This is a genomic window from Methanosarcina sp. (assembly GCF_028693135.1).
GTDB lineage: Archaea > Halobacteriota > Methanosarcinia > Methanosarcinales > Methanosarcinaceae > Methanosarcina.
Window position 1 is genome coordinate 127587 of the sequence record NZ_JAQUVZ010000001.1, and the last position, 26345, is coordinate 153931.

17 protein-coding genes are annotated in these 26345 nt (G+C 40.3%); 8 read left to right on the forward strand and 9 right to left on the reverse strand.

Annotated features, from left to right (window positions below; translation table 11 throughout):
- Window positions 1-638 precede the first annotated feature (638 nt).
- Together PHF18_RS00480 and PHF18_RS00485 are read left to right on the forward strand one after the other, a co-directional pair.
- Complete coding sequence (locus PHF18_RS00480) at window positions 639-2249, forward strand: right-handed parallel beta-helix repeat-containing protein (RefSeq protein WP_300097074.1); 1611 nt, start codon at window positions 639-641, stop codon at window positions 2247-2249.
- A 498-nt stretch (window positions 2250-2747) separates the two neighbouring features.
- Window positions 2748-4844, forward strand: a complete 2097-nt coding sequence (locus tag PHF18_RS00485) for a disaggregatase related repeat-containing protein (protein ID WP_300097076.1) — start codon at window positions 2748-2750, stop codon at window positions 4842-4844.
- Between the two features lie 658 nt (window positions 4845-5502).
- On the opposite strand, the gene PHF18_RS00490 is transcribed toward PHF18_RS00485, so the two are convergent.
- Window positions 5503-7044: a glycosyltransferase gene (locus PHF18_RS00490; RefSeq protein WP_300097078.1), complete on the reverse strand. Its 1542-nt coding sequence runs from the start codon at window positions 7042-7044 to the stop codon at window positions 5503-5505.
- Window positions 7045-7886: 842 nt separating this feature from the next.
- Here PHF18_RS00490 and PHF18_RS00495 point away from each other — a divergent pair.
- The 3 genes from PHF18_RS00495 to PHF18_RS00505 all read left to right on the forward strand — a co-directional run bounded on the left by PHF18_RS00495 (window position 7887) and on the right by PHF18_RS00505 (window position 12181).
- Complete coding sequence (locus tag PHF18_RS00495; protein ID WP_300097080.1) at window positions 7887-8030, forward strand: hypothetical protein; 144 nt, start codon at window positions 7887-7889, stop codon at window positions 8028-8030.
- Between the two features lie 660 nt (window positions 8031-8690).
- Entirely contained in the window at window positions 8691-10628 is a 1938-nt protein-coding gene (locus PHF18_RS00500) for a hypothetical protein (RefSeq protein WP_300097082.1), read from the forward strand.
- 92 nt (window positions 10629-10720) lie between these two features.
- A complete protein-coding gene (locus PHF18_RS00505) occupies window positions 10721-12181 on the forward strand; it encodes a lipopolysaccharide biosynthesis protein (protein WP_300097084.1) in 1461 nt (486 codons plus the stop codon).
- 269 nt (window positions 12182-12450) lie between these two features.
- On the opposite strand, the gene PHF18_RS00510 is transcribed toward PHF18_RS00505, so the two are convergent.
- The 6 genes from PHF18_RS00510 to PHF18_RS00535 all read right to left on the reverse strand — a co-directional run bounded on the left by PHF18_RS00510 (window position 12451) and on the right by PHF18_RS00535 (window position 18717).
- Window positions 12451-13458: a GNAT family N-acetyltransferase gene (locus tag PHF18_RS00510; RefSeq protein WP_300097086.1), complete on the reverse strand. Its 1008-nt coding sequence runs from the start codon at window positions 13456-13458 to the stop codon at window positions 12451-12453.
- 93 nt (window positions 13459-13551) lie between these two features.
- Window positions 13552-14766, reverse strand: a complete 1215-nt coding sequence (locus PHF18_RS00515; protein WP_300097088.1) for a glycosyltransferase family 4 protein — start codon at window positions 14764-14766, stop codon at window positions 13552-13554.
- A 36-nt stretch (window positions 14767-14802) separates the two neighbouring features.
- A complete protein-coding gene (locus tag PHF18_RS00520) occupies window positions 14803-15768 on the reverse strand; it encodes a glycosyltransferase family 2 protein (protein WP_300097089.1) in 966 nt (321 codons plus the stop codon).
- On the reverse strand, window positions 15728-16777 hold the full coding sequence (locus PHF18_RS00525) for a polysaccharide deacetylase family protein (RefSeq protein ID WP_300097091.1): 1050 nt from the start codon (window positions 16775-16777) through the stop codon (window positions 15728-15730). The genes PHF18_RS00520 and PHF18_RS00525 overlap by 41 nt, the downstream gene beginning before the upstream one ends.
- The gene (locus PHF18_RS00530; protein ID WP_300097093.1) at window positions 16761-17834 is read right to left on the reverse strand and encodes a DUF354 domain-containing protein; all 1074 of its coding nucleotides are present in this window, start codon (window positions 17832-17834) and stop codon (window positions 16761-16763) included. The genes PHF18_RS00525 and PHF18_RS00530 overlap by 17 nt, the downstream gene beginning before the upstream one ends.
- 601 nt (window positions 17835-18435) lie before the next feature.
- The gene (locus PHF18_RS00535; RefSeq protein WP_300097296.1) at window positions 18436-18717 is read right to left on the reverse strand and encodes a hypothetical protein; all 282 of its coding nucleotides are present in this window, start codon (window positions 18715-18717) and stop codon (window positions 18436-18438) included.
- Window positions 18718-18967: 250 nt separating this feature from the next.
- Between PHF18_RS00535 and PHF18_RS00540 the strand changes: the two genes are divergently transcribed.
- Window positions 18968-20251: a UDP-glucose/GDP-mannose dehydrogenase family protein gene (locus PHF18_RS00540; RefSeq protein ID WP_300097094.1), complete on the forward strand. Its 1284-nt coding sequence runs from the start codon at window positions 18968-18970 to the stop codon at window positions 20249-20251.
- A gap of 131 nt (window positions 20252-20382) precedes the next feature.
- Here PHF18_RS00540 and galU read toward each other — a convergent pair whose 3' ends face one another.
- Complete coding sequence (gene galU / locus PHF18_RS00545; RefSeq protein ID WP_300097096.1) at window positions 20383-21282, reverse strand: UTP--glucose-1-phosphate uridylyltransferase GalU; 900 nt, start codon at window positions 21280-21282, stop codon at window positions 20383-20385.
- A 409-nt stretch (window positions 21283-21691) separates the two neighbouring features.
- On the opposite strand from galU, the gene PHF18_RS00550 reads away from it, so the two are divergent.
- Together PHF18_RS00550 and PHF18_RS00555 are read left to right on the forward strand one after the other, a co-directional pair.
- The gene (locus PHF18_RS00550) at window positions 21692-22642 is read left to right on the forward strand and encodes an NAD-dependent epimerase/dehydratase family protein (RefSeq protein WP_300097098.1); all 951 of its coding nucleotides are present in this window, start codon (window positions 21692-21694) and stop codon (window positions 22640-22642) included.
- A gap of 504 nt (window positions 22643-23146) precedes the next feature.
- Window positions 23147-24331: a hypothetical protein gene (locus PHF18_RS00555; protein ID WP_300097100.1), complete on the forward strand. Its 1185-nt coding sequence runs from the start codon at window positions 23147-23149 to the stop codon at window positions 24329-24331.
- 67 nt (window positions 24332-24398) lie between these two features.
- Here the strand turns inward: PHF18_RS00555 and PHF18_RS00560 are convergent, their stop codons facing one another.
- Window positions 24399-25871 (reverse strand): flippase, encoded by a 1473-nt coding sequence (locus PHF18_RS00560; protein WP_300097102.1) that lies wholly within the window; start codon window positions 25869-25871, stop codon window positions 24399-24401.
- Window positions 25872-26345 lie beyond the last annotated feature (474 nt).

The window sequence follows — 26345 nt, forward strand, 5'->3', positions numbered from 1 at the left end:
TCCGGTACGCGGGTGGGTTCAAGTGGAGAGCGGCGCGTGAAAAGAAAGAACGTGAGATGTCATTTGAGGCCATGGGTAAAAAGAAAGAGCTTGAGATGTCATTTGAGGTCATTTTGGAATAATACCAACCAATTAATCAGGGACCACCAAAAAATTCAGAGTAGATAATTTTATGCAGAAGTCGAGATAAAATAATATCGAGCATATTAACTCCGGTTTTAGAGCAAATAAATAATTTAATAGTGCATATATTTCCAAAAATACTGTATGTTGCTGTTAAAAACATAAATCTGATAACTGCACCGGAATTTATTTTCAAATATGCTCGGCTAACTAAAAAGATTATTATTCAGAAGACTTTGTTTCTTCAATATTTACACGCGATACAATTTGAATATATTTAAGCACATAAGCTTTTTGTACACTGCCGCAATCAATGATTAGTATCTGATGTTGGACCTTATATGCGTTCAAGAAAAGCCGAAAGCATGTAAAAAGTATTTTTTAATGGGGCAAAGATTAAACCTGTGAGATCACTGAGGATATCAGATTTTTTAAAAAACTCCGGTGACTATACCTTCCAGCGATAAATTTGTTTCAAGTTTGGAGGATTTAGATCTCAGGTACAGGGGTAAAAAATGAACGGAAAAGATCTTATAAACAGACGGGGGAACAGAAAAAAAAAGGGAGTTTACATTACAGTCTTCATCTTCCTGATTGTAATAGTAACAACCACCCTTTCTATCGCGCCGTCAGGCATGACGGTTTATGTGGCTGGAGATGGGAAAGGGAACTTTAACTGTAATGGGACCGACGACCAGATAGAGATCAATCAAGCCCTTGCATACGTCGCAGAACACCCGGAGTTTACAACCGTTCATTTGAAAGGCCCTAATACATACGTTATCTCGGACAGTATTTTCATCGGAACCGATACCATTCTGGAAGGTGACCCTACAGCTGTGGTAAAACTTAAAGACAAAGCAGACTGGCCGGTGGTTAAGCCCCTGATAACGCATATGGATAGTGCAGGGACCAGCAATATTACTATAAAGGGTTTTGAGATAGACGGAAATCATGACGGCAATGCAGAAAAAAAGAAAGGCGCCGGATACTACAATCTGATCCATTTCGTTAACTCAACGAACATTCAGGTTCATGATATGTATATGCATGACAGTCATGGAGACGGATTGAAGGTTGAAAACAGTTCCAATATTCAGTTTTACGACAATATAGTATATAAGCTCGGTCACGATGGCCTTTACGGGATCCAGTCTCAATATCTGGAAGCCTGGAATAATACGATAACTTGCAGGACTAACAGCGGGCTTAGAGTATGGGATTCGAATCATGTAAAATTCCATGACAATACTATTGATTCCTTTTATCACTGGAGCGCAGGCGGTCCGGGTATTCAGATCCAGAAATCTGCAGCCGTCATGGATGATATAGAAGTATATAACAATACCATCCACAAGACTTACGGACCTGGCATCTGGCTGTTGGGCTATGGCACCTACCCTCTGAAAGAAGCGCAGAATGTTCATATTTATCACAATACATTTTATAAAACAGGCACGAACCCAAGTATTGACTGGGTAGGAGGTATTGTAACCAGTGGGTTTAACAATACCCTGATTGAGAATAACGTGTTTGACGGCACGTATCATGCTGCTGTCGTCCTGATGTACCCGACAGACCGCTCCATAGACATCACACCTAAAGGTACGGGGTACACAACTATTGTCCGTAATAACATCATTACAAATACGGAACGGCGCAAGAGCAAGTCAATCGGGACAGGATTTGGTGTTGTCAATTACCTCCCCGAAACCCATAGCCTTGTACTGGAAAACAACTGTTTTTACAATAACGTGGCAGGAAACTATAGAAACGCCGCATCAACGAGCGATATTTATGCAAACCCTCTTTTCGCAAATAAGAAAGAAAATGATTATCATCTTAGATCATCAGGCGGCAGATGGAATGGGGAAACATGGGTAAAGGACATTAAAAGCTCTCCGTGTATTGATGCAGGTTATTCCTCCTCGGACTACTCAAATGAGCCCGAAGATAATGGGAAAAGGATCAATATCGGAAGATATGGAAATACTGAAGAAGCATCAAAGTCAGGGGTAATGCCCGGATATGTGGCCTGGTGGAACCAGATATTTTCACCTGAGTGGAGGATTTTCAGGATACTCCTGAGGGCCTTCCTCCTATTCTACTTTAAAATTAAGATTTAATGCTTTCTTCAGGTGTGTTCCCAATTAAAAAATGTTAATTTATCCGGCCCCAGGAAGGAGATTTTAACTTGAAATTTCAAGTATTTGCTTTTAAGTTATGCAGTTAAATCTGCTCCAGATCCATGCAAACCTAACTGAAACTTTTTTTTGAAAGCTTATAATTATAGATATTTATCACACCTGACAATTAAATCCTGGCAAGTCACACTAAATAATTAAAACTAAAATAAAGTGCTCTGGAATTTGAACTTTCTGCAGTGAAAACATAAGACGAGGCTCAAGAAAGGTTTTTCTACTAACATCAAAGATTTACTGTTTCCAGACATTAAACTCCAATAATTTGGGAGAGATAAAAAGGTACTTGATTAAAGAATAAAGCTCTTTAGGCACCATGCTATGAGAATGATTCAAATCTTCCCTGCAAAATTTTTTGCAAACATCGACAGATAACTTTTTTTAAGCTTAGAGAGTTATGATTAGATGTATTGGGGGTACAAAATGAACGAAAATCAATGGATATATAGACAGGGAAATAAAAAGAAAAAGGGAATCCTGATCTTAATTCTTATTATTCTGGTCTCAAGTGCAACTATTGCCCTCTCAAATGCCCCGTCCGAAACGACGGTTTATGTAAATACTGACGGGAGTGGAGATTTCAACTGTGATGGAACCGATGACCAGGTAGAGATTAATAAAGCTCTCGCATATGTTGCAGAACATCCGGAGCTTACGACTGTTCATTTGAAAGGCCCTAATACATACGTTATCTCGGACAGTATTTTCATCGGAAGCGATACCGTTCTGGAAGGGGATTCTACAGCTGTGATAAAACTTAAAGATAAAGCAGACTGGCCAGAAGAGAAACCCCTGATTACCCAGATAGACCGCTCGGGAATTCAGAATATTATCATAAAAGGTTTTGAAATTGACGGGAACCATGATGGAAATAAAGAAAAAGGCAGAGGAAAAGGGTACTACAACCTGATCCATATCCTCAACTACAAAAATATTCAGGTTTATGACATGTATATGCATGACAGCCACGGAGATGGGCTGAAAGTAGTGGACGGTTCCAATGTTCAGTTTTACAACAACACAATATATAAACTAGGGCATGACGCTCTTTATATTATATATTCTTCAAATGTAGAAGCATGGAACAACAAAATAACGTGCAGAACAAACAGCGGCCTCAGAGTATATAATGGGAATCAGATCAAATTCTATAACAACATAATCAGTTCCGAGGGAGAAGGTGGAGCTGGAATTGAAATCCAGAAGGCAGGTTCGTCAACAGTAATGAATGATATCGAAATCTACAACAACCTGCTATATGAAACAAATACCGCAGGAATCTGGATTACAGGTTATGGGTCCGCATATTCAAAAGACTCTGCAAAAAATGTATACATTCACAATAATAAATTTTACAAAACTGGTATTAATCCCGGTGCCGACTGGGCAGGAGGTATCGTCCTCAACGGATTTTATGATACCCTGATAGAAAACAACTTATTCGACGGATGCTACGGAGCAGCAATTGCCCATAAAGAGGTAACAAACGAGTTTTCATCTTCAGGGTCAGGCTATACAACCATTGCACGAAATAATATAATAATTAATACCCAATATAGTCCTGCAGCCGGAGAAGGTTATGCTTTTTATAATAAATTGAAAAACACCCATTCGTTCGTCCTTCAAAAAAACTGTCTCTTAAACAATGCTGGTGGAAACTACATGAATGCCAGCTCTACATCGGATACAGAGGCTGATCCTGCACTTATCGAACAGCTGGACAAAAACGGATCTTCAGTGAAAAACCTACCATGTGCAGATGCTCTAGAAGTAGGCCCACAAGGAATGCCTTATGAGATCGATGAGCAAGACATCGATATGGGACAGGAAGAAGGTCTTGAATCAAAGATTAAAAAAGCGATCTCAAAAATGGTAAGATTTGTGAAAAATATCTATTTGAGTTTTACTTCGGGTATATTAAATGACGAAAATCTTAAAATCGCCTTACCTTCGGTTGTCTCAGACAACAGATTGAAAGAAGAATCTCCTAACATTGCATATAGAGAAACCGAATATATGGATGTGGGAGAAAGACAAGAGGGTGGAAAATACAGGGAAGTCATATTGTTTGACCTGAACCAGATGGATGAAACAGACAGTATTGAGAGGGCAACCCTTTCTTTATTCTGGTATTACCCGGAAGAAACCAGGCCTAAAGACACTATTCTGGAAGTATACAGGCCGGAAAAATGGTGTGACGAACATGTTACCTGGGAAGTAAAAGAAACAGAAACCCTCTGGCAGAATCCAGGGGGCGACTGGTACGATAAAAATGGTGTTTCTCAGGGCAGCACCCCATATGCGACAATGACCATCAAGGGCAGTGACCTTCCGGAAAACAGGTATTATGAGATAGACGTAACAGAGCTCGTTCAGGAATATACCAGCGGGAAGTATGAAAATACCGGATTCCTTATAAAAGCCAGAGTGGAAGACAGTAACTATATTGCATTCTACAGTTCGGAATGGCAAAACAAAGACCAGAGACCAAAACTTACTATAGAATACACAGGCAAGTAATACAATCAGAAAATCAGCAAAGCTATCATCGCAGCTTATAATAGATAAAAAATAAGAGAAGTAATATTCGCATCGACCTTTGCAAACAGGCATATAATAGGTCATACACTGTTGTTCAGCTGCCTTCTTGTTCTTGCCTGTATTTACGGGCATCAAAAACGAAGAGATACCAGAGTATTTACCCTTGCTTCAGGCTCTTTTTTCCGATCCTCGAAGGCCAGACGTGGGGGTATCCTCAAACTTTTTTATGGCCTCTGCCTGGATGGAGTTTCCCGAAAGATTCGATTTATAAAACAGGCATTGAATAGTTGTTAAAAATGACACAGCGTTGAATACGTATAAAAAATGCTTGAAAGCTCATTCAAACCTGAATTGTCCCAGACTTTAATTACAGAAATTATGGATAGGAATAATTGGCATTTTTGCCGGAAGCTGGATAAAATAGACTGGATAAAAACAGCTTTTACCAGGAAATCTTGATAAAAAAGTCCGATAAAAAGAGCCCGAAGCGAAATACCCTACCTGTAGGAATGTTGTCCTCCGAGGAAGGGAACTTCATGCTGTGCCTCTGCGCCCCAAGAGTTAAACAAGTGGGCTCTTATTATTTTTGTAAGGGACATACATTCCAAGAAAAATCATGAAGAAAAATTTTAGGACCTCAACGAGCAAGTCCTACTTTTTCATTCTTTTTCTTTTCAACCTGCATATCAAAGAGCATTCCGAAAAGGAGCATCTGAAGTCCAGCCCCCAGTACGAGGAAACAAAGCAGTGGGTAATAGGATGGTAGCGGGTTTTGAAGCAGGATCTGGAAAAGTCCCCAGAGACCAAAGATAACACTCACAGGTAGGGAAAGCATCCCAAGGAAATAGAACAGAACCAGAGGATGGAAATCCAGAACTGTATATTTGATCCTTAGCCTCCAGAGGAAACCCCTGAAAAGCATGGGTGAAATCTTACGGATATACTTGCTGTACCTTATGGATGACTTCTCTCTGCCGTAACGGGCAGGGATTACTACGTCCATGACCCTCATACCAAAGGCGTTAAGCTTGATCAGCAGGTCATTACAGTAGCCGTAATAAGGATAAACGGAGTCCAGATCAATAACTTCAAGGGCCTGCCTGGAAATGGCTGTATATCCGTTCTGGGGGTCCATGATCTGCCAGTATCCACTCCCGATTTTAGTAAGAAAACTCAGCAAAAGGTTTCCAAAAGCCCTCCACTTGCTCATCCCTGTCATGAAATTGTCGGAGAGAAGCCGGTTACCCTTTGTATAGTCAGCCCATCCCTCGATAATCGGAAAGATCAATCTCGGAAGTTGGGCAGGGTCCATCTGGTTATCCCCGGCCATAACTGCTACAATATCCATTTCATCTTTTAGAGCAAGCTTGTACCCGTTAATTATCCCTGCCCCGACGCCTTTGTTTACTTCGTGGCGCAGATAAACGATTCTAGGATCTCCGAACTTTTTTATAATTTCTCCAGTCCGGTCAGTACTACAGTCATCGATAACATAGATCCGATCCACATACTCTGGAATCCCTCTCAGGGTTTCGCCTATAAGCAGTTCTTCATTATAAGCAGGTACTACAACTCCTATACGGGTGCTCTCAAGCTTCCGAAATGCAGGATCAACATCAAAGCTCAGGTAGTTAACCTTAAGTTTTTGGGTTTTCGCAGCAGAAAGCAGGGATTTCAAAGACATATGCTCTTTGCCTGAGCTAATATTCTGAAGCGATCTTGAGGTCACGGAAAGAAAGCCTATTTTTTCTTTGAAGGTGTTTTTCCCGTTCAGAAGCATGACTGTCTCCTGTTCGCAGGAAACCCGGCAGGGCCAGGAACCTACCGACAGGTCAAAGCCCTGCCTGAGCGGCTCGAGAACATGAGACAGCAGATCTATATCCTGCATGCAATCAGGATAGATAAGAACCACAAGCTCTGAATCAAGGGACGCCCTGTAAAGGACTTTGAGCAATGCTTCCTCTCCTCCAGCCAGGGGAACGACTCTTGCCCCCCCCAGAGCTGCCACTTCCATAGTTCGGTCAGTAGAACCTTTGTCAAGCACAAGTACTCGGTCTGCATAGCTTGCCGCAAGCAGAACCTTGCTGCCTATGGAGGCCTCCTCGTTTTGAGCTGGAATCAAGACAGTAAACTCATGCCTGGGTGACCTATCGGAAAGTTGAGACGGCGATGAAACCATACTGATTGGGTCGGAAATTAGAGAATTAAAACAAAGTGTAAGGGCTGAATACAAACCCTCTCCACCCCCTATGAATATGTGTTATACTATAACCCCCGGTATATGTATAAATGCAAAAATATTAAAGGATATCATTCAAAAGATAATTGGATGGAAATATATATAAAGTTAACATCTGACTGAAAATAATCTGTTAAAATATTAATAACTTAAAGTAACAATTCCTTTGTTGAAAAGAGAGTTACTGGTATATACCCCAGGTTTGACAACTTTTAATAACTAATACAGTAGATTTCCACAAAAAGCATTGTAGCGGCGTAATGTTGTCAGAAAAAAGAAAAATATCAAAAATTAAGAAACACAAAATATAAATTTGGAGTATAGAAAAAAAACAGAATCAATAAGCTTTGTGTGTTATACTCGATGATATACATTATCCTGTGGGATTAGAAATATAAGTTTACACTCAAACAGCAAATGAAAACCCCGTTCAGTTTTTCAAAAATTTGCATATGCTACTCAAGAGATAATTAGTATGAAGGCACCACGGCCTGGAAAAAAACTATATAAAAATTAGTTAAAATTCAAGATAATAAACCTTGTTGTATACCCTTACCCATTTACATTTCATAGCATAACTCTCAGGGACCGATAAATGGAAGAATTTAACCGACCTGCGCGAGTAGATAAGAAAAAAAATACCATAAAAGACAATAGTACATTGTGAAAAATGATATGGTTATTGCCGGAAGAAAATATGGAGCAAAATAAACGTTGGAAAAGCCCCTTAAATTTAAGCAGTAGCCATTAAGGAAAATAATACATCCACATAGAGCTTATTTATGCTTCCGGCAATAAGGAAAGAAGAGATCTGCAGGAACATAAAATTAAGTGGTAAAAAAGCACACCTGTATAGCCATGATCTAAAAGAGCATAAAGAAGTTCATTGGGTTTTTTATTTAAGAGGGATTTTAAGTAAAATATAAAAATGGGCAACATCGCGCAAAAAATAAGACAGCTAAGTTCAATATATTCACGTAGTCAGAGTATACTGACAAAAAATATTGAGGTAAGGCTAAAACTTATATTCTAATAATATTTAGTAACTTAGAGGGAGACGACATAATGAGGAAGACATATGCCGTCAATTGGGGAAAAAAGAGTTTGAGATTTAACTTACCTGTATTCTGGAAGGCTTTCATACAAGGAACAATATGGAAAAAAACGAATTGAAACCGATCTGAAAAAGCAGTACGAACTCGAGGTCTTTCTTTACAGGAATTGATTTTTTGAGAATCTGTGTCAAATAATCCTGCCTTTTTTGCAGGAGATTAGACAAATCGAGATAATATAGAGAAGTCTAATCCTGCGGTCCTGAAGTTAAAAGCGATCGTTGACTCAGAAGCCTAGATCTGCAACTGGTGAAAAAAAGAATCCGGCAGTTAAGGACAATGCTGGGATTTAAGAAAAGGTAAAAGAGAGAAATTAAAAAAAGAAAGGAGTTAGGAGAGAAAAACAGCTAGTAAGGCTTTAAAAAAAAAGGTAAAAAATAACAGCCTGATAAAAGAACAGTTTGGACTTATAAAAGAAAAAGACTTTGTTGGGAAACTATATAATACTAAAGAAAGTTATTATGTAGGGGTCATATGGAATCTGTAAAAGGGCATAAAGAGAGATTTACTAGAAATCTTGACATGATTCTCAGTGTTATGGGATTCAATTTAGGTGTGTTTATTGTTTCTTTGTATTACCTGATCAATTTAAAACAGGCGGACATAGGAATTACTGTGCTTTCTGCTTGCTCAATCTATTACATATTTAGAAAAAAATTTAAAAGTGAAGCGCCCATTTCCTCAGAAAAAGACAGGTTAAAGAATGTACTCAACCTTTCCTTTTATTTTGTATTCCTGATAAGTGTGCTCATATATAGCATGAACATGTATTACAGGCCGATATCTTATTTTATACTGATATGCATACTCGCAGGGATCATTGCTTCGGAAATCCTGTATGTAAGAGAAGGAGACAGGGTAACCTCAATACTACTGCAGATATTCCTTCTTTCAATCCTTATAAGAGCCGGAATCTATTATAATTTCCCAAGCCTCATGGGCTATGACGCTTACTTTCATGCAGGCATGGCAAAAATGATTACTGAGACGGGGGTCATTCCTCCGATAGATATTAGCAGTAAATATTTATATTATCCTCTTGCTCACATTTTCATCTCGATAACCCAGCTTATGGGTGGACTGGATGTCAAAGACGGAATTTTTTATTCTATAGGATTTGCCAATATTTTCATCACTGCAGGGATTTACCTTATAGGAAAAAAACTCGAAGGCCCTCAGATGGGCTTGCTTGCAGCTTTATTGATAAATTTGAATAATCACAATATTGTCAGCGGGATTACAAATATAACCCCGGGGTCCCTGGTTCTTTGCTATTTTATAATTATCCTCTATGTAATATTTAGCGAAAAGCCGAGCCTGGTGATGACAGGACTTGTTCTCATGACTACGGTTCTGATGGTGCTGACCCACCAGTTAACTACTTTTGTGGTTTTTCTTGCTTTAGTTTCAATTTTAGTAGGGAAATACCTGCACAACTTCCTGTATGAGAGTTTACCCTCTGCAGCAGCCGGTTTTAATTATATCCTCTTTTTTGTGATTTGCCTGCAAACCTACTGGATGTTTACATATGTCACTCCAGAGACCTCCTTTTTTGAGATGATCGTCAAACCTCTTATGGAAGTACTTCAGATTGGATCCAGCTACTCAAGTGAAGAGCTTATCGCGGGGGCTACAGCCAATCAGGACTCACTGGAAGTACTGCTTCTTCACATAAGCTACCTTGCCCTGCCGTTCTTCGCAATAGGAGGAGTTCTTGCATGGTTTTCCCGCAGGGACGCCAAAAAAATAGATAAGTTCTCAATTGCTCTGGTAGTTGTAATTCTGTATAGTTTTGCTTATGGAATTCCTTTAATGGGCATGAGAAATTTCCTTACAAGCAGGTGGTTCCCGCTAATAGCAGTGTTTCTGGTACTGGTAGCTGCCTCATACATATTGAAGTTAACAAGCCTGTTTAACTCTAAAAAGGCAAAAATTTCTACAATTTTTATCATAATGTTATTCTTCTCATTTGTAATGGTTACCACACCGGGTATTAATAAAGACAATCCACTTGTAGGAAAAGAGACAACCGTAAGAAACCAGTTCAAGAACATTGAAATCCAGGCTGTGGAAACATTATCTACAGTGCACTCAGGAAACATTCTGATGGATTCTCCCTACGACAGCTGTCTTTTTTACAGGGATCAGGGATATGATACAAGTAACGCAACATACTTCAATACAAACCAGATCGAAACGAGAGAAATAAGTGGCGATGGTATGGTATTGTTGAGAAAATCAACCCTGGGGGAACCAATATCCATAAATGACCCGAACAGATTCGGGGTAAGCATAATCCAGCCATTGCCAGCAGAGTTCTTCAACAGCTTCGAGGCTCCGGAATATGCACTGGTATATGACAATGCAGAAGTATTTGCTTACCTTAAAGAAAAAAAGGAAGCAAAAAAATAAAACTTCATTGGAAACTATTATATAAATCACCTGAGTGAAAGCCCCTATTTACGGCAAAAACTGGATTAATATATTTAATAGTTGGAACCCCCATGTCAAACTTTATCACAAACGTACTAAAGCTTATATCCGGAAGTGTTACTGCACAGGTTCTGAGTATACTTCTCATACCCATAATCACAAGAATTTATAATCCAGATGATTTTGGGATTTTTCAGCTTTTTATGTCAATCTCAGGCATACTTGTAATTGTTTCTACATTTTCGTATCAATTTGCAATAATGCTACCAAAGACAGAGGAAGATGCTGCAAATATCACCGCCGTGTGTGCTGTACTGGTAACTTTTACATCTTTAATAACAGGCGTATTGATTTTGCTTCTTCCAGATAATGTTGATCATATTTTCAATACTCCAGGGATTTCAAGGTATTTGCCCCTCATTCCACTAATAATATTCCTTAACGGTATGTTTTTTGTGCAAAATTACTGGCTTTCAAGAAAAACCCGTTTTGGGGTAATTGCAGGGTCCAGAGTCTCAAACACCTTAACATCAAAGGCATTTCAAATAGGACTTGCGAAATGGAGTGTTACCCCATTCGGCCTGGTAGGAGGATTCATTGCAGGATATATATTTGCAGACATTGTAATGCTCAGGGGCATAAAAAAAGATATTCAAGTTTTCAAAAAAATATCAATAAAAAGAATGAAAGAAATGGCCATTCAGTACAAAAAATTCCCATTATTCAGTTCCTGGTCGGCGATCGCAAACACTATTTCTCCACAGGTCCCTGCTTTTTTACTTGCATACTTTTACAGTACATCAGTTGTAGGATATTTTTCACTTGCAAATCAGGTTGTAAACATGCCTATGGGAATCATTGGCAGCGCTATAGGACAGGTCTTTTTCCAAAAAGTAAGTGAGGTTAAGAATGGGAATGGAACAGGAGACCTGAAGGTCATAGTTGAGGAAGTTTATAAAAAACTCATCTCAATAGGAATCTTCCCTATGATACTCCTGATACTTATCGGAGAGCAAATCTTCACATTTGCTTTCGGGGAAGGCTGGCACATTTCAGGTACATATGTAAAAATCCTTGTGCCATGGATGTTCTTAGTCTTTCTTTCTTCGCCTATCTCAACCCTATATAATGTATTTGAGAAACAGACCGTCTGGCTTATCTTCAGTATAACTTTACTGGGCTCAAGAGTAGTAGCCCTGGTCATCGGGGGAACTTATGGAAGCCCGGAGTTTGCTCTTGCCCTGTATAGCTTTACAGGAATTGTGTTCTGGCTCTGGAACAATGCATACCTACTGGGTCTTGCTGGAATTAGCAAGAGAAACAGCATAGAAATTCTTATAAAATATACAATAATAGGTTTCGTCGTTTCTATCCCATTAATTCTGATAAAATTAATTTCTACAAACTTTTACATAATAATATTTGCAGCCGTGGTCATGACGGTTATCTATTATGCAATAACCCTTCATGAAGATCCGATGTTCAAAAAAATGTTCTCAACTTTTATGGTAAAAGTAAGAAATAGGAACTGAAAGGAAGAAGTGAACCTGCTTATCGGAAAACAAAATCCAGTAGAAGTTAACCGCCTTAAAAGCCTCTACCAGAACTTTAGAGAAAAGAATAATTTTCATAAGCCTGCAAGAACAGGGGGTAGAGATTTCTGTAAAAAAGTAATTAAATTCCGATTTCGGGAAAAGATCCCGATTTCGGCTTTTTTAACTGACCCCGGTTTTCGGGAAGAAATTATTCCTTTCAGTAAGAAATTATTCCTTTCAGTAAGAAAGTATTCCTGTTTCTTCCATTATTCAGTATCTTCATGCGTAATTTGGTATAAAGTTCTCATAAGGGAATACTTTTTGCTGCGCAGGGTTACTGTATAGTAAGGGACAAGTTCCGGGGAAAACCCCATGATGAAATCCGTAAATCTTGGAATATTTGCTGCCATTACGTTCATATATTCAAAATTTCTGGACTTCAGGTCAAGAAACTCATTGTAATACAGAAGTGCATTGGGACCCATTCGACCAAATTCAGGATTCAGAGCTGAGGTCCAGGTAACCGTGCATTTCTTACCATAAAGGTTCAGATGAGCTGCAACGGCTTCTCCTTCAGGGGTTTCTGAGACAAACATGTACCCAATGTCTTTCTCCTGGATCAATTTGAATACCCTTTCAAAAAATTCCCTTGGCAGAGGAGGTTCAAGGTGCTGTTTCTCATAGACCAGGGAAAGCAAGCTGTAATAGGTTTCAGGGTCATTTGAGATTCTCGTTTTGAGTCCTGCCTCGTCTGCACTTTTAAGTTCCCTCCGGATTTTCCTTGAGATATTGCCATCTACGTTTTCTTTAAGGTTCAAATGATGCGTATAGCGCACACTGGAATCCCATCCTTTCCAGGTAAAAGGCCTTACATCCTCAAATCCAGGGGAAAGCGTGAGATGAAGGCTATCGAATCCCTGCTTGCAAAGGAATTCAATAAGAGCATCAAGAATTTCGTGAGTTTCCTGAATGCGTTTGCTAGCTTTAGAGCTGGCTCCCTCTTTTACAAGGGGCCCGCAATAATCAGTCATATTACAGGTTGAAGTCCCTATTTTCAGCATACCTTTAATGTTCTTAATGAAAAGGGGGCATCCACCCACAAGCTCACCATTTCTGAAACAACCATAAATCTTTAAGTTTCTTGAAAGGACATCCCTGCAGATTCCCAACCAGTCACTTGTGTGAAAGAGCGTACCAGGTTGAGCTTTTTCGACAAGCAGATCCCATTCTTTGTATTCAGACGGCATTAATTCTCTGACTTCAATTTCATCCATTTTAAGCCCCATGTAAAGACAATAATTCTTATTTTAGATAAATTATAATAATTCTCAGTAAATCTCAATAGTAGGAAGACGGATTCCAGGCTTTCAGCCTTTAAGTCCTGATTTGCAGACTCCGTCTACCTGTTTCGCAACACTGTACCAGCTGTAATTTTCAGTAACATGACTTAAACCTTTTGAGCCCAGTTTCATCTTCAATTCCTGATTTTCAAGCAGCTTTGAGATCGCTTCTGCCAGAGCTTCCGGGTTTTCTGGAGGAACGGGAATTCCCCCTCCCGACGCTTCAAGTACATCGACAACCCCGCTAATCGCACTTGCAACGACAGGCTTTCCGCAAGCCATATACTCGTATAGTTTCAAAGGGGAGAGCCCTATTTTTGCGTTTCTGGCCAGGATAAAGGGAGCGGCACAGATATCACTTGCATTGATGTACACAGGTACGCGGTCGTAGGGAACCACGCCTGTGAAAACAAACCTATCTGCAACCCCGAGTTCTCTTGAGAATTTGAGAAGCTCATTTTTCATAACCCCCTCCCCGACAATAAGAAAACGACACTCAGGAAATCTGGAAAGTATAGAAGGAGCTGCCTTAACCAGATATTCTACTCCCTGCCAGGGAGCAAGGTTTCCCACAAAACAAATATAAGGGGTTTCCAGTTCCAGACCAAGCTCTTTCCTGCAGGCATCCTGCTCAAGAGGTTTGAACAGGGAAGTATTTGCTCCGTTGGATACTACAGTTATTTTTTCTCCTGGAATATTGTAAGAACTCTCAAGGTTCGCTTTTATTCCTGGAGTTACTGCGATTACCTTATCTGAAAACCCAAGAGCTTTTTTTAGAACCAGAATCTTTAACTTTGCTTTTGCAGAAGAAAAAAACCTGGATAAATTTACCATTTTTCCCTCTCTTAAGGCTTTTTCTTCATTGCACCTGTTTCTAATAAGGTTATTTTCGTCCTCTGGGATTCCATTTAATTCATACACAAGATTTTTGCACCTGCTTTTGCAAAAGAGCCCGGCAAGAAAGCCGAAATTTGGATTTCTGGTATACAGTACATCAAAGGTTTCGGAACCGACCAGCCCTCCAGAGCTCCGGAAATAATTGATTGTGAGGGAAAGAAGGCTTCCAGAGCGTATATAATGGCAGCGGATATTATCCGGATGCGAGAGATTAGAGCTTTCAGTAGTGAAGATATGAATTTCATTGTCCAGCTTTGCCAGGTTATTTACAAGCTCATGCCTGTGGATAAGCGAACCATCAGCCAGGTAAAGGGGCCACACTATGTCCAGAAAGAGCATCTTCATATTATCACCTTCAATAAGGAACACTTTTAAAAGAATTTAAAGTGTTTGTCGCTCCTCCTGCGAGGCATCTGTAGAGTTACGGCTTAAATATCCTGAGACTCTGGATAACAGCATTCCGAGTTTTAAACTTCTGTAGTAAGCCCTTATTTCCATATCCGGGATCTTTTTCTCCCTCTTAATGGTTGAATTGAGATATCCATAGAGGTATGCAATTCCTGTGTAATAGGGAGACTTCAAAGAACGATAAAGCGTATTTAACAGAACTACAGGCAGATTTTTATCCATATAATAAGCCATCCAGCCGTTTTTTACATATCCTTTCCAGAGCCCCTCCCCTGCACTAGTCTTTCGTGTCTGGATTTCAACTACATCTGCGTACTGCTTGAGCTTCCAGCCCCGAAGAAGGGCCTTAATATTGGAAATAGAATCCGGGGAGGGTTCTACCGAATAACCCTCAGTCTCGAGGAAACAGGATTTTCTCCAGAGCCTTCCTGTGCCACGGGGCAGATTTTTATCTGTGACTTCTCGTGATAATTTATCACCAACGTCATAGTAAACTCCTCCGCTTGCAATCCCAAGAGAGGAATCTTTTTCAAATTCATTCATTAGCTTTCCAAAATAGTTTTCCTCTAGGATGGTATCAGCATCAAGAAGACCTATGTATTCATACTCAATACCATTTTCCTTACAGTAACCCAGTGCATGATCAAATCCCTGTTTGCAGACGTAGCTATAGTGAAAGGTTATATCCCTTGGCCTTGGAGGAAGCCTTATGCTCTGAATCCAGGAGTATTGTGCCTTCAGCCCTTCGAGAATGAGGGGAGTTTCATCCGTACTCCCATCGTCCACTATGAGCCATAGTGCAGGTGTTACCTTCTGCCCTGTTACAGAACCAGATACATCAGGAAGATTTGCCTCTTCATTCCTTGCAGGTGTTATTAACAGGTACTTACCATTCGAATCAGAATTTATTATCCCACCACCTGTAAATCTCTTCTCCACTTGTCATCCATGCCCCTTTTTCAGAGCAATACTGCAGAGCCTTTTCATAGAGTTTAATCCAGTCTTTTCTAAAACTGCACCCGAAAACGAAGTTATGCCACAGCAAGGTAATGACCCCATTGAACCTTGCTGTTGTATCTATCAGATCCTTTGTGCATCTCCAGGCTTCCTCAAAAGACCTGGAAGTTTTGAAAAGAGCTACATCCATTACAGTAAGCGGGATTTCCAGAATGCCGATCTCCCGGTCTTCGTTCAGATTATATGGCCTGAAAGGATGACACATACCGTTCCTGAAACCAACTGATTCACTGTACCCGAAAGTGGAATCATAGCTGAAACCGGCATCTGCAAGCAGTTCCCAGGATTCCGGAGTTTTGAACCTGAGATAATGATTACGAAAACCTATGACTTTTTTGCCCAGAACAGCTTCCAGCCTTTTTTTCTCACGTGTCAGCGCTTCAGGGTCATCGTATGAATAATATCCCCCATGAAGGCCAGCTTCCCACCCTCTATCGGGAACTTCCCCCAGAGAGCTTTCTACATCCTCTATATCATATCTGAATCTTTTGGGGTCTTCTCTGCTAGCAAGGAAATAAAAAGAGGACTTTGCTCCAAACCCTTCCTCAAGATCCATGATTTCGGAAAAGTTAAGGTAAGGCGAGTGCTCAGGCCCTCGTGATTTCCAGAGAAACTGAGCAGCTAAACCCCGGAAATCCAGATCTTTCAGGCAATGAGCGGAGGAAAAAAGGCTGTGGGAAAGGGGAGGATAAATATCATCCATATCATGAGTCAAACACACAGCAAAGGTTTTGTTTTCCGGAAATTCAACTTCCAGCCCGTGTTCTACCAGGTATCTGGAGACCTCAGGCTCAGAGGCGTTTCTGAGTCCTTTCTCAGAGAAAAGAAAACGCCCGTGTTTATCTAGCTTTTCGGCTAAATACTCTTCTTTTCGGGAAAAAATATCCCAGATTTTTGCGTTTTGCTTCAGTAAATCATGCATAGCTCTCATCCGAAACCGCAGATACGGAAAAACTACCCTTTTTTTTAGGAATGCCCTCTATGAGCCCTACCATGAATTCGGTTACGTTAATTTTATCCCTGAGTAGGGCAGCTCTCTTGTTAGCCCAGGTCTTCTTAAGTTCAGGGTCCTTGAGAAGTTCCACAGCCTTTGTCAGGGCAGCTTCAGAATCGGTGTAATTGAAGAGCAAACCGTATTTCTCTTCGAGTTCCGAAAAGTTTCCCATCGTTCCCGCAAGGGAGGAAACATAGATAGCAGGAGTTCCGAGAATTGCGCTTTCAACAGCCATGGTAGCTCCCTCGCCCACACATAGTGTGGCATAATAAAGAAGGTCATGGATTTTTTCGGAAGGCACCCGGATTCTGTACCGGTCAAATTCTTCTGCCAGATTTCCTTCTGAAGAAATGAAGACCTTCCCGAATTTTTCGAGCTCTTTAATAAGTGCTAGCTTATTATCGATTCCATGCTGTCCCACATCATGGTGTGCGCCCCATGAAATAAAGCGCAGGATTACGAACGGTTCGCCTACCTCCACGCCAAGTTCCCGTAAAACCTCAGGATTCGGGGAAAAATAAGCTGGATGAAGATATGCCAATTCATGATAGCCGCTGTACTTGATCTGCTTTTTTCCTGCGTCTTTTTTAAAGGATGTGGGCGTGCAGATTATATCACAGAAAGGATAGGTCATTTTCTGAGCTATTTCTGCATGTTCAGTGTCATTAAAAATTATGGATTGTTTCCCCAGTGCCCACGCAACATGGGCAACAGCAGGAGAAAGAATGCCCATAATGAGGTCTGGATTAAACTGGCGGGCGAGATTATAAAGTTTAGACTCTCTTATGAACAGCTCTTCAAACAGGTGAATTTTGCCCTGTTTGACCTGACTTAAAACGGTATGTGGGATTTTATAGGCATCTAATAACTCTATTACAACGTCTTTATCCCTTGAGACAACCATAACCTGGTGTCCTTTTTTTTCAAGATTCCAGATAGTGTTTTTAAAAAAATGAACGTGGGCTGGATGCCCTATATCAACAATTACCCTCAAGATTTTCACTCCCTAACTGCTTCCCCAATCATAATTCCGTTAATTGAAGAAAAGGACAGCTTATATCACGGGAAGGCAACGGTATAAAGGAAGGTAAGAAACGATTTTAAATGCCAAATCCGAAAACAGATCAGGCAAGATACTTTCGATAAATCAGGGATCTTTCTACTTCATCCATTAGAGAAGCAGTCCGATAGACCCTGGTTCTTCCTAAGTCCCTTTTTTCCGAACCCTACTGTTAGATAAAACGTCCCTTAAATTTCCCCTTAACTGACAACAGGATGTAGGCAACTCTGCCCCCCTCGGCTAGAGCCCACCCCATTATAGCGCCACCTAAAACTTAAATTTTTTAGTATGATATGATCATTAACAAATACTATTATGATTAGAAGATAAATAGTTCAGAGATAAATAGTTTTGGAAACTAAGATTCTGAACTAAGATAAGTATAATTTAAAAACACGGAAAATTCAGATTTATTCAGCCTCAAAAAAGAAAAAAAGAACCTATTAGTAACCTATTATTACTCCCCACCATTTCACAGGACAAACTCCCCAAAAGAACGAAGAAAAATATATTAAAAAGAAAAAAATCAGGGAGTTTAGGGCACGAACCCTGTAAAAATAATTTCTAAGCATGCAAAGAGGAAATTGGTAACAAAACATATCAACAGTGGGTATATCCCCATATCAATAGAATCTATTGAAAAAGAGTCTTCTTTTAGGGAAACCAGAAGCATTTCCTTTATCCCCAGAAGAACGATTAAGCCCAGAACCGTTATCCGGTAGAATTCAGGAACTCCAAAGTCCGTGTAAACAAAACAGATGCCTGAACCAGGAAAATTATTTCCCAGAACAAGATCTTCTGTACCCAGCATCAGCATTGAAAGCACTATAAATCCCCCAACTTGTCAGTAACGGTATTGTCATAACATGTACTAAATTCTAACTATAGAAACCTATAAACTGTCAAACTATATAAATATTCAAACAAGTACGAAAAGAATAAGTATAGGAAAACCTGAAAACAGGAAATTTCAAAGATCAGGAATTGTAAAGAGATACAACCTATCAAAAAATAAATAAGACTTGGGATTGATTACCTTTTCAATTCCCGAGAAAGAGGTTCAAATTATGAAAGTTTCGGTTATAGGTTCAGGGTATGTGGGTTCAGTCACTGCAGCCTGTTTTGCAGAGGCAGGACACGAAATCATCTGTGTAGATATTGACAGGAAAAAAACGGAGCAGATAAACGCAGGCATTTCCCCCATCTATGAAGAGGGGCTTGGAGAGCTTTTGCAAAAATATGCAGGAAAAAAACTCATCGCAACTACTGATTATGAATTTGCGGTCAATGAAACGGATATTTCCTTTATCTGTGTTGGAACACCTTCGGCAGAAGATGGGAGTATAGACCTTTCAATAGTCAGGGCAGCAGCAGCAAGTATCGGCGCAGCCCTGGCAAAGAAAGAAGGCTACCATGTGGTGGTAGTAAAAAGCACCGTCGTGCCCGAAACGACAGAAAAATTTGTCCTCCCGGTCCTTGAAGAAGCATCAGGAAAGACTGCCGGAAAAGATTTTGGGGTTGCAATGAATCCAGAGTTCCTCAGGGAAGGAAAGGCAGTCCAGGATTTCATGCACCCTGACAAAATAGTTGTTGGGGCGATCGACAGAAGATCAGGAGATCTGGTTTCCGACCTCTACAGGACCTTTGAATGTGAGATCACACGTACAAGTCCGGCAACCGCGGAAATGATCAAATATACAAATAACTCCCTACTTGCAACCAAGATCTCCTTCGCCAATGAGATAGGAAATATTTGCAAAAAGCTGGGCATCGATACCTATGAGGTCATGGAAGCCGTAGGAAAGGACTTCAGGATTTCCCCAAAGTTTTTAAATTCCGGGGCAGGCTTTGGTGGGTCATGTTTCCCAAAGGACGTAAAAGCACTGATAGGAAAAGCAAAAGCAATAGGATACTCTCCTGTACTCCTTGAGTCCGTGATAGCTGTAAATGAAAAGCAACCCCTTCTTATGACTGAAATTCTCCAGAGGAAAATAGGGGACCCTGCAGGTAAAAAGATCGCAGTCCTTGGACTTGCCTTCAAAAATGAAACAGACGACATAAGAGAATCCAGAGCAATTCCTGTGATTGCTGAACTCCTCAGGCTTGGAGCCAGAGTTTCGGCTTATGACCCTATGGCAACAGAGAACATGAAGCGCGTCTTTCCCACAATCGAATACCTTGATAAGGCCTCAGATACGCTTAAAGATGCAGATGCCTGTCTGGTGATGACTGAATGGGATGAGTTCAGGAATCTCGATTCCGAATTCCAGGACATGAAAGGAAAGATAATCATTGACGGAAGACGGGTAATTAAAGCGAAAAAGGTGGATTATGAGGGACTCTGCTGGTGAAAATCAGCAGAAACTACCTCCCCCATTTATAATCCATTTATTAGATAGTCATTTGGCTAGATATTCTTTAATCTCACTTACTTGATACTTCTTTTATTACCATATTTTTTTATAGTCTTTACTATGAATAATCACCTTTGTTCGTTCTGTTCCGCAGGAGCCTTTTCAACTGCCATGATTTCCCACAGATACTCAAGTACATCATCTCTAAGGTTTTCATTCTTAAGGGCAAAGTCCACTATGGACTTTACGTACCCAAGCCGATCTCCGGTGTCAAACCTTTTTCCTTTGAACCTGCAAGCATAGATCATCTGAGACCTGTTCAGAAGCCTGATGCCATCAGTGAGCTGGATCTCACTCCCAACACCGGCTCCAGCTTCCTTTATGCAGTCAAAAATTTCAGGAGTGAAGACATAGCGTCCGATTGCCCCGATATTGGAAGGAGCGGCTTCAGGAGAGGGTTTTTCCACTATATCCTCAAGCACGTACAGGGAATCATCAATAGGCTTGCCCTTTATAATCCCGTAGCTACTCAGTTTTTCGTAAGGCACCTCTTCGACTGCGATTGTTGACCTTCCGTATTTTTCAAAGTTCTCGATAAGCTGGGCAGTGCAAGGCTTATCATTAACGATAATGTCATCTCCGAGAAGCACCGCAAAAGGTTCATTTCCGATATGTTTCTCTGCCCTGAGGACTGCATCTCCCAGGCCATTGGGCTCTTTCTGGCGGATGTAGTGGATATCCACAAGAGAAGAGATGTCCCTCACCAGCTTCAGCATGTCTGTCTGGTGTTTTTTCGCAAGGTGCATCTCCAGTTCGGGAGAGTCGTCGAAGTAATCTTCAATAGCCCTTTTGCCCCTCCCAGTGATGATGATTATGTCCTCGATCCCCGAGGCTATAGCCTCCTCCACGACGTACTGGATGACGGGCGTGTCGATGATCGGGAGCATTTCCTTTGGCATGGACTTGGTGGCAGGTAGGAAACGGGTCCCGAGACCTGCAGCCGGGATGACTGCTTTCTTTACTTTCAAGATTAACACTCCGGATAAAGGAAAAATTTCATTTGAGCAATTTCAGATATGTGTTGTTTACTTTACACTGCAATTATCATTAATTTTTCCCTAGAGAGATTAGGGCTCGTCATAAAATCATTTGCTAAGAATTGAAGGAAAATATTTGAGGAACAAATAAAAGTTGCGCTGGCCACTCCGCCGCAAGCAAAGGGTATGTTCGCGCCACAGCTCCAAATTTCATTAAAGGAAACAATAGCACTATACGGTTTAGTTCGAGCAGAAGTCAATAAACAAAAAAATGGAAGTGATAAATCATATTATCATTAACGATTACCGGGGAAGTTTTCCATCCTCACAGCAAGCTAGCGGGGCATTCGACTGAAATAAAGATATTTATAAGTTAAAGAGAGATTATTGGAAGATTTCCATGCCCGTAAAAAATAAAATACTTGTAACTGGCGGAGCCGGCTTCATAGGGAGCAATCTTGTAGACCGCCTTTTGGAAAAAGGAAACCAGGTAATCATTTTTGACAACCTGAGTTCCGGCAAGATGGAATTTATAGAACACCATCTTGAAAACCCTGATTTCACCCTGATGAAAGGAGACCTGCTCGACACTGAAGCAATTGAAAGCGCCTGCAAAGGAATCGACTTCGTCTTCCATGTGGCTGCAAATCCGGACGTCAAGCTGGGGGCTTCAGATACGAAAGTCCATTTCGACCAGAACATCCTGGCCACCTACAACCTGCTGGAAGCAATGAGGAAAACCGGCACCAGGAAAATAGCCTTCACCTCAACCTCCACAGTCTACGGGGAAGCGAGCATTATACCTACTCCTGAGGACTATGGACCACTTATCCCTATCTCCCTTTATGGCGCCTCCAAACTCGCCTGTGAGGCCCTGATAACTTCATATACTCACACCTTTGATATGCAGGCCTGGATTTTCAGGTTCGCAAACATCGTCGGCCCCCGCAGCACTCATGGAATTACCGTTGATTTCATAAGGAAGCTGAAGGAAAATCCCTGCAGACTCGAGATTCTTGGGGACGGAAAGCAGGAAAAATCCTACCTCCATATATCGGAATGTGTTCAAGCGATCCTTTTTGCAATAGAAAAAAGCAAAGAAGAAGTAAATATTTTCAATATAGGATCCGAAGACACTATCAGTGCCACAGGGATAGGAAAAGTCGTTGCAGAAGAGATGGGGCTTTCTGACGTAGAGTTTACATATACCGGAGGAAGCAGAGGCTGGAAAGGCGATGTACCGAGAATGAGACTCGGGATTGAGAAATTAAAAGCCATGGGATGGAGACCCGCCTATACCTCGGAGAAAAGCGTCAGAGATACTGTAAGGACACTGCTTTCCGGAAACTGAGAATTTAGAAGAGGAAGCGTAAACCCTATTGGTCTTCAACCAGGAAGTATAAACATCAACTTCCCTCTAATTTTTTTCGTTAATATTAAACATTATATGCATCAATTAGACATTGTATTGGTCACTCGAAAACCGGAAAGCCCGTTAACTCTTTAGATTTGGAGGGCAATCCACGTCAACTACCCCTGAGCTAAACTCAGGGGTTTCCTGCTGAGGGATTATGAACCCCCAGTATATACACTTAAGCCTTCAATTTCAAAGGACACATAGCTAATTTTCCGATTCTCGTACGCCTTAATTCCTTAGTCCGAGTCTGTAACCGCAATTGAGGGGAGAAAGTTACAGATTCCGAGAAAATAAGATCTAAAGGGTTCAATTCGAAAAAAGAGCCAGATACTCAAAATGTAAACGCCGTTAACAACAGTGTTTAAATACATTGGAAGTTAACATTGTAGAAAGGGGAGGACTTAAAAGTTCGCAACTAAGTATTAAGGAGTATGTGATATGAAAAAGAATGACTGTGCGCTCGTTCTGGGGGGATACGTCAACGGATATTCGATAATTAAGGAGTTGCACGAGAAAAAAATAGAAGAAATCATTCTTTTCGGATGTTCCAGAGAACTTGCCTCATACAGTAATAAAATAAAGAAGTTTGTGCTTATTGATGGAACCCCGGATAGCCTTCGCAGAGAGATTGAAAAGCTCCATCAGGAGTATGAAAAAATAATTATATTTCCCACTAATGACCTGCAGCTTGAAAATTTGAATACCATTTATACTGAAATCCACTCATTCTGTTTTTTGCCCTTTAACCATGAAAACCTGCTTGCCTGCCTGGACAAGTATGTCCAGTATTCTTACTGTGAAAAGCTTGGTGTCCCATATCCTAAAACAATACTTCTCCAGAAAAAAGAAGATCTGGAAAATATCAAAACTCTCCAGTTTCCAGTTCTCCTGAAGCCAAACAAAAGGGAAGACCTGAAAATAAAGATCTTCAGAAACCTGAAGATAGGTAAGCCTGGAGATCTAAAGAAATTAAATAAGAAAATCGAAAAATATCTGGATTCTGGAATCAAGTTTCTGGCTTCGGAAATTATTCCGGGGGATGGGGACTGTATATATGCTTATGTAGGGTACAGAGACAAGAAAGGACGGACCCTGAACGAATGGACCGGAAAAAAATTATCTCAGTATCCTGATAATTTCGGAGTATTTTCAGCTGCTTCAAATGAGGCACCTGAAGAAGTGCTCTTACAGGGTAGAACCCTCCTGAATGGTATGGATATTCAGGGAATCGCACAGCCGGAGTTTAAATACGATTACCGTGACAAAAAATATAAGCTTATGGAGATAAACCTTCGTTCAATGATGTGGCATAGGGTAGGTAACCTATCCGGAGTTAATCTGCAGTACACCCAGTACCTGGACGCTCTGGGAAAAAAAGTAAGCCCCCAGGTGCAGATGAAAAACAAAAAGATCCATTACCTGTATATGAAACATGAAATAAAAAACCTGATAATGCGAAGGAACTATATCAAGACTTTTTTAAGGAATGTTACAGAATCAGATGAAACCCATTTTGCTATCTATGATAAAAGAGATATAAAGCCGTTTTTAAAGGATAGCACGGATATGGCGAAAATAGATGTAAAAAAATTCCTGCGAGCACTGGGAATAACAGACTTATGATTTATTCAAAAGCTGAGACTAAACAGCTAATCTAGATTAATTCAATACCGAGAGAATACATGCCTGATTATTTGCTGTTCGGGCTCACCTTTGCCCTGAGCAAATATCTTTTTATTAAAGACATTTCATGGTCAGTAAAACCGCCCGCCAGCAACATCACAATCACATAAATAACCGTGCCTGCCCCCATTGCTTCGAAAAGCTCAAGTATACCTGAGATAGCCAGGCTGGAAACAAAGAAATACATAGCCATTGATGCCAAAACACTTTTTGCAATGTCCATAAAATAAAAATCAAGTTTAAAATGTTTAAGGGACATTCTCATGCAAAGTACAGCCATCATAAAGTAGGCGACAAGAGTTGAAATAGCAGCCCCGATAATGCCGACTGAGGGTATGAGAATGAGATTTATTAGCACGTTTGAGACAGCGGCAAGGATATTAATATAGGTAGTAGACTTCGTATCTTTTATAAGGAACATTGTGTTGACAAAAATCTGGAATATTCCTGCCAGAAGCCCGGCAAAAGCAATGATAGGGATTACAAACCAGCCAGAAACAAAATCCTGGGTAGTAAGAACCCCAAGTAAAGGCTTCGCAAGGGCTGAAAGTCCAAAAACTGAGGGGATGGAGATAATAAGGAAATACCTGAGAGAATGCGACATGTAGATTCTTACCTCATCCATCCTATTCTCATCAAACAGCTTTGAAAGCTCAGGAAGGAGAATCAGCTGAAGAGGGCTTACAAAAAGCTGGATAAGGTTCCCAATTGAACACGCCGCAGAATAGACACCAACACTGCCGAGACCAAGAAAAAAAGCAATCATATACCTGTCACTTGATTCCGTAACCCATCTAATAAGGGCGTTTGGAGTCAACGGCAGAGAAAACTTCAGGTACTCTCTGATGTAAGTAAACCGCGGGATAACAAACCCGATCTGTGAAATTATGGTAATAAGGGCAATTAAAAAAATCAGACCCTGAATCATTAACGTGGCGGTTATTACTCCAAGAAGCCCGTACCCCATTTTAAGGAAAACCAGTATAAATAACAGTTTTCCAAAGGTTTCAACAAGAGTAAAGTAAGAGAATTTCTTAATTTGTCTGAAAATCCTGAAATAAAAAAGGGATACAGACTCTATTACGTTCAGAAGAATTAAAAGGGAACCTGCCTGAACAAAATAGGTTGCTTCCGGGTCATTAAAACCGAAAGTTGCAAGTGGTTCTGCAAATATGTATAACAGGAATGAAGCAAGAAAACCTGATACTGTAACAAAAAAAAGGATCGAATATACTGCTTCCCTTATTATTTTCTTATCGGTTTCGGAAGATAAAAATCTGACGAAACTCATCGAAAGCCCCATCAGTGCAAGAGAAGAGATTAAAGATACTGTAATATTGATCTGTGCCCAGAGTCCGTAATCATATGCTCCAAGGGTTTTTGTGATAATAGGAAGTAAAAAGAAGGTACTAAGGCTTGTAAGTATCTGAACCATCCCGATAAAGCCAACGTCCCTTGCAAATTTTTGATATGACATCATACCACCTTAAAAAGAACTGTCTCTTTTCCGTTTATAATTAAAGGAGCTTATGAAGTAGTCGCGCGAAAATCTATTTCGTAGCCTCGATTCAGATCACTAATTATGCATAACATATAAATCTTTTTGAAAACAATTGATTATCCGGCACAGGCGTTGGCATATATATTGATTGTTTTTCGAGAATATGGGGGGATTGAACAATAATCAGTAAATGCACTTTTAATTGCAAGAGACAGAGTCCAAATATTTTAAATTTATTCTCAGCGTTAACTTTATTCTTATAATAAGGGCACAATAATTTGAATTCATAGAAACACCTTTAATGAGGGAATAATTCTGAATTCGAGAACGGGGAATCTAAAGATATTTTCGCCGTTAACTTTTAGGTTATGTGAATAACGTTCTCTTCTGGAGAAATCGGGCTCCTTCTAACCCCATGAAGAGATTTCTACAAAGGATAAAAGCCTTTGTATT